This is a genomic window from Bacillus sp. RC240 (genome assembly GCF_044907945.1).
In the GTDB taxonomy this organism is placed as follows: domain Bacteria; phylum Bacillota; class Bacilli; order Bacillales; family Bacillaceae_G; genus Bacillus_A; species Bacillus_A mycoides.
Genome location: NZ_JBIYCT010000012.1, coordinates 55,599 through 67,795 on the forward strand (window position 1 = coordinate 55,599; position 12,197 = coordinate 67,795).

General features: G+C 35.6%; 15 protein-coding genes. 6 read left to right on the forward strand and 9 right to left on the reverse strand.

The annotated features are described in order from the left end of the window. The first annotated feature begins 19 nt into the window (after nt 1-19). Complete coding sequence (gene bcaP / locus ABH955_RS25515; RefSeq protein ID WP_002188416.1) at nt 20-1,423, forward strand: branched-chain amino acid transporter BcaP; 1,404 nt, start codon at nt 20-22, stop codon at nt 1,421-1,423. 144 nt (nt 1,424-1,567) lie between these two features. On the opposite strand, the gene ABH955_RS25520 is transcribed toward bcaP, so the two are convergent. Together ABH955_RS25520 and ABH955_RS25525 are read right to left on the reverse strand one after the other, a co-directional pair. Beyond that, nucleotides 1,568-1,771, reverse strand: a complete 204-nt coding sequence (locus ABH955_RS25520) for a hypothetical protein (RefSeq protein WP_000391506.1) — start codon at nt 1,769-1,771, stop codon at nt 1,568-1,570. 80 nt (nt 1,772-1,851) lie between these two features. Beyond that, the gene (locus ABH955_RS25525) at nt 1,852-4,314 is read right to left on the reverse strand and encodes a LamG-like jellyroll fold domain-containing protein (RefSeq protein WP_404455472.1); all 2,463 of its coding nucleotides are present in this window, start codon (nt 4,312-4,314) and stop codon (nt 1,852-1,854) included. Nucleotides 4,315-4,618: 304 nt separating this feature from the next. Between ABH955_RS25525 and ABH955_RS25530 the strand changes: the two genes are divergently transcribed. After that, nucleotides 4,619-5,029 (forward strand): S-Ena type endospore appendage, encoded by a 411-nt coding sequence (locus tag ABH955_RS25530; RefSeq protein ID WP_404491819.1) that lies wholly within the window; start codon nt 4,619-4,621, stop codon nt 5,027-5,029. 63 nt (nt 5,030-5,092) lie between these two features. Here ABH955_RS25530 and ABH955_RS25535 read toward each other — a convergent pair whose 3' ends face one another. The 5 genes from ABH955_RS25535 to ABH955_RS25555 all read right to left on the reverse strand — a co-directional run bounded on the left by ABH955_RS25535 (nt 5,093) and on the right by ABH955_RS25555 (nt 7,481). Then, nucleotides 5,093-5,431 (reverse strand): DUF3992 domain-containing protein, encoded by a 339-nt coding sequence (locus ABH955_RS25535; RefSeq protein ID WP_404455466.1) that lies wholly within the window; start codon nt 5,429-5,431, stop codon nt 5,093-5,095. A 20-nt stretch (nt 5,432-5,451) separates the two neighbouring features. Beyond that, nucleotides 5,452-5,820: a DUF3992 domain-containing protein gene (locus ABH955_RS25540; protein ID WP_404446133.1), complete on the reverse strand. Its 369-nt coding sequence runs from the start codon at nt 5,818-5,820 to the stop codon at nt 5,452-5,454. Nucleotides 5,821-5,930: 110 nt separating this feature from the next. Then, a complete protein-coding gene (locus ABH955_RS25545) occupies nt 5,931-6,536 on the reverse strand; it encodes a DedA family protein (protein WP_002010780.1) in 606 nt (201 codons plus the stop codon). Between the two features lie 11 nt (nt 6,537-6,547). Next, on the reverse strand, nt 6,548-6,829 hold the full coding sequence (locus tag ABH955_RS25550) for a YkvA family protein (protein ID WP_000733852.1): 282 nt from the start codon (nt 6,827-6,829) through the stop codon (nt 6,548-6,550). A 241-nt stretch (nt 6,830-7,070) separates the two neighbouring features. Further along, nucleotides 7,071-7,481: a VOC family protein gene (locus ABH955_RS25555; RefSeq protein ID WP_404491820.1), complete on the reverse strand. Its 411-nt coding sequence runs from the start codon at nt 7,479-7,481 to the stop codon at nt 7,071-7,073. A 108-nt stretch (nt 7,482-7,589) separates the two neighbouring features. On the opposite strand from ABH955_RS25555, the gene ABH955_RS25560 reads away from it, so the two are divergent. From ABH955_RS25560 to brnQ2, 4 genes are all read left to right on the forward strand, one after another. Further along, the gene (locus ABH955_RS25560) at nt 7,590-7,805 is read left to right on the forward strand and encodes a spore coat associated protein CotJA (RefSeq protein WP_002193326.1); all 216 of its coding nucleotides are present in this window, start codon (nt 7,590-7,592) and stop codon (nt 7,803-7,805) included. 8 nt (nt 7,806-7,813) lie between these two features. Then, the gene (locus tag ABH955_RS25565) at nt 7,814-8,077 is read left to right on the forward strand and encodes a spore coat protein CotJB (protein ID WP_000194953.1); all 264 of its coding nucleotides are present in this window, start codon (nt 7,814-7,816) and stop codon (nt 8,075-8,077) included. A gap of 61 nt (nt 8,078-8,138) precedes the next feature. Beyond that, nucleotides 8,139-8,708, forward strand: a complete 570-nt coding sequence (gene cotJC / locus ABH955_RS25570) for a spore coat protein CotJC (protein WP_002010774.1) — start codon at nt 8,139-8,141, stop codon at nt 8,706-8,708. A gap of 220 nt (nt 8,709-8,928) precedes the next feature. Continuing rightward, nucleotides 8,929-10,245 (forward strand): branched-chain amino acid transport system II carrier protein BrnQ2, encoded by a 1,317-nt coding sequence (gene brnQ2 / locus ABH955_RS25575; protein ID WP_404446119.1) that lies wholly within the window; start codon nt 8,929-8,931, stop codon nt 10,243-10,245. A 43-nt stretch (nt 10,246-10,288) separates the two neighbouring features. Here the strand turns inward: brnQ2 and ABH955_RS25580 are convergent, their stop codons facing one another. Continuing rightward, on the reverse strand, nt 10,289-11,293 hold the full coding sequence (locus ABH955_RS25580; RefSeq protein WP_404455460.1) for an ABC transporter permease: 1,005 nt from the start codon (nt 11,291-11,293) through the stop codon (nt 10,289-10,291). Nucleotide 11,294: 1 nt separating this feature from the next. Beyond that, the gene (locus ABH955_RS25585) at nt 11,295-12,161 is read right to left on the reverse strand and encodes an ABC transporter permease subunit (RefSeq protein WP_404455457.1); all 867 of its coding nucleotides are present in this window, start codon (nt 12,159-12,161) and stop codon (nt 11,295-11,297) included. Nucleotides 12,162-12,197 lie beyond the last annotated feature (36 nt).

Consider the following 12,197-nt stretch of genomic DNA (forward strand, 5'->3'; position numbering starts at 1 on the left):
TAAAGGAGGAGAGTTCAAAGTGAAGTCATTATTACGAAAAAAAGCACTTAGTACTGAATCACCAAGACAGCTAGATCGAACATTAACGGCACTTGATTTAACGTTTTTAGGAATCGGCGCCGTAATTGGGACAGGGATTTTTGTATTAACAGGTATCGTAGCGGCAAAACATTCTGGCCCTGGTATTATGCTATCATTCCTTATTGCTGCATTTACTTGTGCTTGTGTAGCCTTTTGTTATGCCGAATTTGCTTCTTCTATTCCTGTCTCAGGAAGTGTGTATACTTACGCATACATGACAGTCGGGGAAGTCGTCGCCTTTATCGTTGGTTGGTGTTTAATGCTCGAATATTTACTCGCTGTTGCAGCGGTAGCTGTTGGCTGGTCTGGATACTTACAATCATTGCTTCAAGGGTTCAATATACACCTTCCCACCATTATTTCCTCGGCCCCTGGTACAGGAAAAGGTGGTCTCATTGATTTACCAGCTGTTTGTATTTTACTTCTCATTACTGGGCTTTTAAGTTTTGGTATACGCGAAAGCGCACGCATTAATAATGTTATGGTCCTTATCAAATTAGCAGTTATTATCGCCTTTATCGTAGCAGGCGCAAAATATGTAAAGCCTGAAAATTGGACACCGTTCATTCCATTCGGGTACGACGGTATTATTACCGGAGCTGCGACTGTCTTCTTCGCCTTTTTAGGTTTTGATGCAATCGCAACCGCGGCAGAAGAAACGAAAAAACCGCAGCGTGATTTACCAATTGGCATTATAGGTTCCCTTCTTATTTGTACAGTTTTATACATGATCGTATCTTTCGTTTTAACAGGCATGGTTCCTTATACGCAATTAGACGTTTCTGATCCAGTTGCATTTGCACTACATTTCGTTGGTGAAGATACTATTGCGGGGCTACTTGCAGTTGGTGCGATGACAGGAATGACAACCGTTCTTTTAGTCGTTATGTATGGACAAGTTCGTGTTTCTTATGCAATGAGCCGAGACGGCTTACTCCCAAAAGCTTTATCACGCGTAAATAAAAAAGTAAAAATCCCTTTATTAAACACATGGATTACTGGAGTATTTGCAGCTTTATTAGCAGGACTTTTAGACCTACATTTATTAGCGAATTTAGTAAACATCGGTACGTTAACAGCCTTCACATTCGTTTGCTTTGCTGTACTTATTTTACGGAAAACTCATCCTGATTTAAAACGAGGCTTCCGCACACCACTCGTACCTGTACTACCGGTTGTCGCTATTCTTTGTTGTTTATATTTAATGACTAATTTGTCCAAAACGACATGGATCAGCTTTTCATTTTGGCTTATAGTCGGTTTATGCGTATACTTCTTCTACTCTAGAAAACATAGTCATTTAGCTACTAAAAAAACAAATGATGAGAAAAAAGAAGTATAAAAAAATAGCTCGCCTATAATAAAGGCGAGCTATTTTCATTAACGATTGTAAAACGAAAAATATACCGATCAACTTTTGTATACTTATCCCGCTATTTGCCGGGCAGTAAGACTCCCACTGATTAAAGTTTCACTTTATTCTCCCTTACTTCGTCTCTTTCTTTTTCTTTCTCCACGCGTTTACACTATCAAAGAAAAAGTTAATAAATAGCGTTCCTAATCCCGCTAATAAAAATGTCATTAAAAATAGAATCCATATACTTTTATCTTTTAATAAATAATATCCTACAAGGAGCACAACGGCGATCCATACATATTCAAGAATTCTTTTTAGCTTTTTCTCTTCCAAATTATTCGCTCCCTTTTTCTATACTACTTTTAGTATAACAAAAAAAAAGCCTATCATGATAAGCTTCTTTTTCTTACACCTTATTTGTTGATGCTTTTTTCAACAAGTGAAATAGCGTGCTCTAGCGTACGATTCATTGATTCCACATACTCATCTTTTACATTTTTATCTTTTAACACAGCTTCCGCAACTGTGATTTTTTGACTTAATGATTTAACAGAACCGTCTGTTACATTTCCATCTTGCGCTTTCTTTACTAAAGCTTTTGCAGATTCAATATTCACTTGTAATTTTTCTTTCGGTGTTTTTGGCTGTTCTTCTGCTACCTTTGATTGTACAAATGTTTGGTTTGCTGTTTTTAATTCATTATACGTTTGAACAATTTGTTCTCCTGTACTTGCTATATTCTCAAACACTTTCTTTGCATTGTCATAACTTCTTTGTAATTCGTTAAAAGCTGCTTGTGAATACTGACCTGGTTTTTCACCAAATTCATAAGTACCTGCCAATACTTCTTTCACTTTCGCAATCTCTTCATATAACGCATTTACTTGCTCTAATTTTGTACGATTAGAAAACTCGTTATATGCTGCTAATACTTCTGAAGAGCTCAACGCTTTACTATATAATTTTGCAAGCGCAATTTGTCCATTTAACGGAATACCACCATTTCCGTTACTATCTGGGTCTGCACCAAGTGCAAATGGCACGTTCGGGTGATATACTTTCCCTTGAGCTGGTTGACTATTTACTTTTTTACCATCTACATAAATTGCTACTTCACTACCGTTATACGTTCCTGTTAAATGATACGTTTTGTTTGCTGCTAATTGAACGCCTACACGTTTATAACTGCCACCAATATGAGCCCATAGTTCTACATATCCATTTCCTGTAGATTCAAAACCAATTCCGCCACTCTCTGTATTTTGTAAAATTCCTTGTCCACGAATTTCATTCATCGAAAATACAGTTTCTAACGTAAACGTATTCGCTACTTTTTCTTTTTGTGCTGCTGAAAATGGAAGGTACCCAAATGTATTTGCTTTTCCATTTAATTTCATTACATTTATTTTCAGAGCTTTATCATATTCAATAAATACATTCCCTTTCACATCACCTTTCGTCCCAAACGGTGAGTTATCTTTAAATGTACCATCTAAGAAATTCACATCAAAAACGTCTGCCTTTGGTACTTTCACATTCGGATCAATATTATCTTTTTTCGTTGTGATTTCTGCAGTTAATGGTTGCTCACTTTCATTGCCAAACGAATCAATTGCAACCACTTCAAGTGTATATGATTTCCCGCCATCTAATCCAGCAAGCGTAAATGTAAGTTCTTTTGGCACTGGATCACGATAAAATTCAGAGAACGCTAATAGCTTATTTTTAATCTCACCTGTTTGTTTATCCTTTGCTTGCAAGCGATAAGAATGAACAAGAAGGTTGTCCAATGCTTGCGGGAATGTTACTGTTGCCGCATTTTCCGTTACATTTGATACAGCAAGCTTTGCATCCTTCGCAAAGTATGGCTTTTCTTTATCACGATCTTCTACATAGTTGAATCCTTCTTTTTTCGTTGGTAATTTAATTTTCCAAGGCTCACCTGTCCAAGAGTTTGTATGGAAATCACGGCGATTAATCGTTACCTCTTTGTCATCTACCTCTACTAATAAACCTTGGCTTAATGTACTAGCTCCTGGCGGGATATTCCCTTGTACTTTACCACCTTCAACTTCCATATAGCTTACAGAAGATGTTCCAACAGACGTAAAGTCTTTTTGATGAATCGATCTTGGATCATCTAACGGATAATGTGAATGACCTGAAAACGTAATTACTTGTGGGTATTCTTTTAATACCGCATTAATTTTTGCACTATCTTTCGTTCCCCATTCTTGGCTACCGTACACTGTATCTTTAATATGTTGATGTAAAAACACAAAAATCGGTTTTTCTGGATCATCTTTTTGTGCCTTTGCCATTTCTTCTTTTAACCAATTAATTTGCTTGTCCGAATAATAGCCATGCGTTGTTCCATCCTCTGGTGACATTACGATAAAGTGATACCCTTTTACTACATTATGATAATAAATCGATTCCATTCCTGTCTTTTCTAAGAAACGCTTCTGTGCTCCCTCTACAGATAAGCCGTTCCAATAATCATGATTACCTAGAGAATTCATTCGTACCGCATCTTTATTTGCATTTTCGTTATACACTTGCATAAAACGATCATATTGCTTTACTGAACCCGAATCAGTAAAATCACCTACAATGACAAACGCATCTTGCTTTGGTGCAAGCGTATTAAATTGCTCAATCGCTCTTTTCCAGCGGAACGTATCATCTGTTCCACTATCTTTAATATGCACATCACTTACAACTGGAAAAACAAGCTTCTTCTCACTTGGTGCCTTTTCTTGCTTTTTCTCTTCCGCTTTAACCGACGCACTCCACGGAAATGACACGAATGCTAATACAAAAACCATCAATAATCCAATAAGTCCTTTTACTTTTCTTAAAGCAGTTCTTTCCACGTAAATCCTCCTCATATAATAAACTATTTACAATGGTTATTGTATCGAATGCATATTAACTTAGTTTGAATTAAGAATGAAATTTATTTAATTTTTGTAAATATACAGTCAATTTTGTGTAACATCCCACATTACTTGTATTATCTTATACAACCACCTTTTGTCTTACAGACTCTCATAACTTATTACTAGCTGTAAGCCTATTAAACATCTTTCGTGAAATTTTTCGCCCCTTTATTAACACAACTATCGTTTTACAACATTTAATAGTAATAAAAAGAAACTATGAAGGGAGGAACTATTAATGGCTTGTAAAAAAAATATCGGCTGCTATGCCCCTTTATCTATCATCTGCCCTCCCTACGATCCACCTAAACCACCAAGCTGTGAACTAGTCACGAATGAATTTGCTGGTAATTTTTTTATAACAAAAGAAATCCCTCCACCTTCTGAAAATTCCACATTAGTTTTATGGGAAGGAGATGGTTTACTTAAAATATCAGGTACCATTTCTGTGTATAATAGCACTAGTAGTACCGGAGGGGTTACCGTTCAAATTATTGGGCAGGTGACAAATACTTTTACTGTCTATCCTGGCAACACAATGTCATATACAGGTCAATCATTACAATCTGTGACAATCATTAATATTCCAAATAACCCAATTCAATATATAGAGGGAAAATATTGTTGCCAATTCTCATTTTGCTTATAAAATTCTTTACCACCCTAACTTACAAACTATACAAAAAAGCATACCATTACGGTATGCTTTTCCTTATGAAATCGGATAACGCACTGTAAGGCATAATTGCCCTTGGCTCGTTGCCGTCCCTGTTGTTACAATTTGAATTGTAGTAAAATACCTTACTGTAAACGATCCACTACTTTGTGGTTGTACAGTAATTGTATTAACTACTGTCGCTCCTACTAGAAAGTTTACTGTAACTGGATTTACACCCACATCATATTTTATATATCCAGATGCGTACAGGTCTTGTGTAATATTATTCGTATATACCGTTTCAGTGACCGCACCAGTAGCAGCCCAATCTATACACACCTGATCTTGAACAAGTGTTTTACTGGAACAGCATGATAAGTTAGAATTGCACATCTTAGTCCTCTCCTTTTCTATTATGAAAGTGGATAACGTGTTGTTATACAAAACTCTCCTTGATATGTTCCAGCTGTTCCAGCAGGTAAAGTTACTTCAATTGTCTGGAAACGACGGTACGTAAAAGCTATACTCGTTCCAGGATTTAATGTTTGTGTATCAAGTGTAGCTCCTGTTGCATCCAAAACTGTAAGCGTGATTGGACCTGGCCCGACGTCATACCTAACGAACCCTGTTCCAATCATATTTTGATTAATATTGTTGTTATACAGCACATTTGTAATTGCAGTAGCAACTACAGTTCCTGACCATGGACTACACACTTTATCTTGTACAAAATTTTTATCTGGACAGCAAGTTAATGCTGACCCTGAGCACTCACAAGACATAGTTGTTTCCCCTCTCTCTTTTATATTCCCTATATGTGTATGTCCCTCAGAGTCTTTTGCCTGTACTATTCATCTATTTTCAAAAAATATGCAAATTCCATTACCAATGACTAGATAGATTCCGATCTGTTTCGTTTTTTCATAAATTTATAGATTAAAATACCACCTACAATAATAAGAACGACGGCTAATATCGGTAGCATATATTGTCCAACAACACCCGCTGCTTTTTCCCAATGCGGACCTAATTTCATTCCAAAATAAATATACAAAGTCGTTAATGGGAACATTGCTACAAATGTATATATGCTAAATTTCCATATGTTCATTTTCGCCATACCACATGGAACGGAAATAAGCGTTCGAACTCCTGGCACAAAGCGTCCAACAAATGCTACAACCGGTCCATATTTTTCAAAGAAATCATCTGCTTTTTGAATTTGTTCTTCTTTAATGAAGAAGTATTTCCCGTATTTTATTAATAGAGGACGACCACCGTAATACCCGAGCGCATATAACGTTAAAGGTCCTGTCGTTCCGCCAAGCGTTCCAGCTAATACAGCTAGCCAAAAATTCATATCTCCCTCATATACCCAATACCCAACCATGGGCAAAACTACTTCTGCTGGAATAAATTCAAACGTTAATGCTAACACAACTCCAAAATAAGAAAACTGCTTTAAAAACTCGATTATATCTAAAATAATTTGCTCCATATTTTCAACTCCTATCCTACGTTTACGTTATGCTTTTCTTGTAATTGAACTGGCGCCATCTTTACAATTCGGTTCAAAATGAACAACACAATTCCAATATCATCTAAAATACCGATAAACGGCAGGAAGTCTGGAATTAAATCAAGCGGCATCGCAACATACCCAACTAAAAAAGCAACAGATAAAATTTTCTTCTTTATTGAAACCTCTTTTGAAGTAAAAAAGTCAAATAGGAATGGAACGAAACGACGAACATGAAATACAACTCTTAATCTACTAATAAGTTTTTTCATTTTTATTTCTCCTCTCTTTGTATACAAAAAGGACCCTACCAAATATGGTAAGGGTCCTAAAAAAGACAATAAGGGGCCTTTACCATTGCTGGTAAAGGTCTCACTAACAACGAAACGTTGCCAATAAAGCCGAGGGTTTCTCCCTGTAATGACGACTTTACTGTAATAAGTTACTCCCCTTTATATACACAGTTTTATACAATCACATTAAAATATTTACCTAAGCTTGTCAATATTTTTTTCATTCACCATTCAGATTATTACATTGCAAAAAGCTCTCTTTCACGCTCTCTATTGAAGTAAATTGGAGTGTATAACCATCTGGATCAAGAAATATTATTTTAACTTCTTCCCCACATCGTTCTTCTACAAATGATATTTGATAAAACGCTAACTTTTTCTTTAACCGCTCGATATTTGTAGTTTTTAACAATAGTTCCTTCACTGATGAGGTTACAGTTTCTCTATACTCTCCCAGTCCCCTGTTTACAACAAAACAAATTCTCGTTAAACCAATATCATACCACACACCTGTTACACGTATTTGTGGCCTCTCCTCGCTCGGTTTAAACCCTAAAATTCCTTCATAAAAATATAATGTTTCCTTTAAGTTTTTAGATTCTAAGACAATACATGTTGTAACACTTTCCATCCGCACTCCCCCTGCCCCTTTTAGTTTTCTATATGAGTCATAATTTGCAATTATGTACGAATACAATACATAGTGATGAATATTTCATTTATAAAGGAGGCGTGTAACATGGATAAATTCATGAAATCTTACATACCTTATCACGGTCCAAATGATCCTTGCCCTCCAATTGGAAAGAAATACTACTCAACTCCCCCACACCTATTTATGGGCTTTCAACCACCTAACTTACCCCAATTCCCACCAAACGAAGCTTTAAGAAAAGGGACTTTATGGCCTGCTTTTTATGATTTTTATGAAAATCCTCACAAAAAAGGACGGTGAATAAAAACGTGACACAAACATTGCCTGATGAATATTACAAATGGATTGAAGAACTACAAGAACTAGACTTTGTATTAGTTGAACTTACCCTCTATTTAGATACGCACCCCGACGATACTGCAGCTATAAATCAATTCAATGATTTCTCCTATAAACGAAGAGTATTACAACAAAAAATTGAAGAAAAATACGGGCCACTTCAGCAGTTCGGAAATAGTTATTCTAACGCTCCATGGCAATGGAGCCAAGGACCGTGGCCATGGCAAATATAAAATGAAACTTTAATCAAGTGGAGTTTACGGGCAGCAAATAGCGGGATAAAGGAGAGAAACTATGTGGATTTATGAAAAAAAATTACAATATCCAGTTAAAGTGAGTACTTGTAATCCAGCACTCGCCAAATTATTAGTTGAACAATATGGCGGTGCGGACGGCGAACTGGCTGCTGCTCTTCGCTACTTAAATCAACGTTATACAATTCCTGATAAAGTCGTTGGCTTACTAACCGATATTGGTACAGAAGAGTTCGCACATTTAGAAATGATTGCTACAATGATTTATAAATTAACAAAAGATGCAACACCTGAACAAATGAAAGCTGCCGGATTAGACGCGCATTATGCGAATCATGATAGCGCCTTGTTTTACCATAATGCAGGTGGTGTTCCTTTTACTGCCACTTACATTCAAGCGAAAGGAGATCCTATCGCAGATTTATACGAGGATATTGCAGCTGAAGAAAAAGCACGAGCGACTTATCAATGGCTAATTGATTTATCAGACGATCCCGATATAAATGATAGCTTACGCTTTTTACGCGAACGAGAAATTGTCCATTCTCAACGTTTCCGAGAGGCTGTAGAAATTTTAAAAGAAGAACGTGATAGGCAAATTTATTTTTAATACACATATCCTAGCGATATGTGTTTTTTTACGTTAAAAGTGAAATTCTTCCTGCATTAACATATAAATAGTATATTTATTCAATTTTACGCATTATTTTAAAATATTTTTAAAATTCCCTCTTGCTTTCTAGTCATCAGACCTTTAAAATAATAACAGTCAATCGACAAATTATTTGAATTTTCGACAAAAAAACGCTCATTAGGAGGCTTTTCTTTATATGCGTACAACTTTAAAACCAGCGCAAATACTTTCGATTAGTTTATTACTATTCGCAGTTTTCTTCGGTGCTGGTAATATGATTTTCCCGCCTCTTCTCGGTCTTTCTTCCGGAGAAAATATGTGGGTTTCCATTACAGGATTTATTATTACAGATGTCGGTTTATCTTTACTAGCTATCGTCGCTGTTGCCCTTGCTGGTGGTAGTTTTAATACTTTAGCGAGCCGTGTTCACCCAAAATTCGCAGCAGTATTCGCTATCATTATTTATCTTTCCATCGGCCCACTATTTGTTATTCCACGAACTGGAACTGTATCTTATGAAATTGGGATTGCACCACTTTTCCCAGATCAATGGTACTCTATGTTAGTTTTTAGTGCGATTTTCTTTATAGTCGTCTACTTCTTATCGTTAAATCCATCCAAATTAGTAGATCATATCGGAAAAATATTAACGCCAATTTTGCTTGGAATTATTGCAATTATGGCAACAAAAGCGATTCTTTCACCAGGATCATTTGCAGAACCTGTTGGTGACTATAAAGAAATTCCATTTTTCAAAGGATTTCTTGAAGGCTTTTTAACATTAGATGCAATCGGAGCACTCGTATTATCAACGATTGTTGTAAATGCAATTCGTCAAAACGGGATACAAGATAAGAAATCCATTGCGAAATATACAATTATTTGCGGAAGCATTGCGGCTCTTTTCTTAACAATTGTTTACTTCTTACTAGGTTATATCGGCGCTTCAAACGGAAACTTAGGACAATTTGAAAATGGCGGTCAACTATTAGCAACTATTATGTATCAATTTTTTGGGACAAGCGGTAATGTTTTATTAAGTATCGCAATTATCTTTGCTTGTTTAACGACTGCAATCGGTGTTGTAAGTGCATTCGCCAACTATTTCACAACAGTATTAACAAATGTTTCATATAAGAAGCTTGTACTATACGTTTGTATTTTTAGCTTCGTTATTTCAAACTTAGGATTAAGTTTATTAATCAAAATTACATTACCCGTATTGATTATTTTATATCCAATTACAATCATTTTAATTTTCGTATCATTTATCGATAAATATACGAAACGTAAACCTTCTGTCTATATCGGAGCGATGATCGCAGCATTCATTATTAGCTGTATTCATGCACTTGATAATGTGGGAATGATACCAAGTTTTATCGCTAATATCGTACACACAATTCCTTTTTATAACTTAGGAATCGGCTGGATCGTTCCAGCAATAATCGGTGGTATAATCGGATACTGTACTCCACAAACAGAAGCTGCAGGTGAAGTTTCTACAAAATAAAGAAAAGAAGCAAGCATTGATTATGCTTGCTTCTTCTTTATTTTCAAATCGTATGCTTAAACGTAAACAGCTCTTCTTTTGACTGCACAGCAGGTTGTTCCTTTTCTACATCTGTCTTCATTCTCACTCCTCCTAACCTTACTTTCATCATCGCCTCTTCTATACTTTTTACAATCATATTTCCTGAAAAAATAGTAAGTCCAAAAAATGTGATGGGAACGAGCGGAATCCACGGATTCACTGTTAATGATCTAAAATAGACTCCAATTAAACCTGACCATTCATGCGTGTAAGATTCTATTTCTTCTATCGGTCCTAAAAACTGAACTGTTCCACCAAAGAATATTTCCAGTAATCCTAAGTGCAGTAAAATAGTAAGAGTTTGCGTAAACTGCTGAAAAAATACAAGTATAAACGTCATATAGAGATGCGGGAAAATATGCTTTATAACAATGTGCCTTCTCGATCCACCCAATATACACGCAGCTTCAATAAATTCTTCGGTTCTCAATTTACGTACTTCCTTCGCAACATACAGTGCAATAACTGGCATCACAAGCATTACAAGTAATAAAACTTGAAACGAAGCTCTTTCAAAAAAGGTTGTTGTTTCCTCCCCACTCCCAAATGCATTTGCAAGGTGAAGAAAAAAATACGCAATCATAACTGTTGGAATAACTGTAAAACTATCAAAAAAAGCCTCGATTTTTGAAAACCCTCTTTTTACATATGTTCCAAGCACAACACCAAAAAACACACCTATCACCATTCTAAGTGCCGCAATTAAAATAGATATACCAATCGTCCACTTCGCACCTTCAATGACTAAATGTAACAGGTCGTATCCTTTCCGGTCTGTCCCAAGTAAAAATTGTAATGAAGGTGAAAACGGTGGCACTTGTGGATTTTCATCCGCATCATATTGCAATGTAACTTGTCTAATATGTCCATCATTCCATATCGTATTTCCGATGCTCAAAAGAACTAATATGAGAAGAAACCCAATGCTTATCCAAAATCTTTTATCGCGTTTTATATACGTCCACATATTATAGTCTCTCCTTCATCGCAGCTGGAATGAGATAATGAAACAATTTAAACAAAATAAAAATCGGAATATAAATAAGCAGCACACTAACGATGAAAACCTCAACCCTAATACTCTCATACGATTTCAAAAACATAAAAATACCACCCGTATTAAAAATCCATTCTATAATATATAAATTAGATAACATAAAAAAGATATTCGTTTTCGCAAAGAAAAGTGTACTAAGCAACACATTTCGTAAAACATGACGATTTAAAATATGAAAACGATTCAGCCCTTTCGCCTTAGCAAATAGTACATAATCTTTTTCTAGCTCATTTTCAAAACGAAGCACTAACATTTTTACAAACAGAATCGTAGTCGGTATACTCAAACAAAATATCGGCAATCCTCTAATCGACTCGCCTCCAATTGACGCAATTTGAAAAGGTAAAAAGCCTGTTCTTTTAAAAAACCATATAACTAAAATTTGTGATACTAAAATAAGTAGAATGTCTGGAATAGATTCTAGGAAGATGAGAAATGATTTAATGCGATGCTGTATACGCGGTGAACTATTCATAATGACATAAACAATACAAAATGCTACAAATAATGAAATGAAAAAAGCCGCCAAAAAAATCACAATCGTTTCTTTATAATGGACGAACAACTGCGGAAATAAAAATTTACCTCTCACATATTGAAAATTGGAGATATCCATTAAGTTCACAAACACTTCTTTTAAACTCTGTATGTACTTTGATGCATGCAACTCAAATCCGTAAAATAATTTCGGTAATGCCCCTAAACAAATAATACCCAAAATCGAAATAATAAATTGAACCGTCACTTCCATCCCATTCAGAAAAACTTTTTTGACCACGTTTTCCCTTCTCTCTCTATATAATTTCCCTTTTAA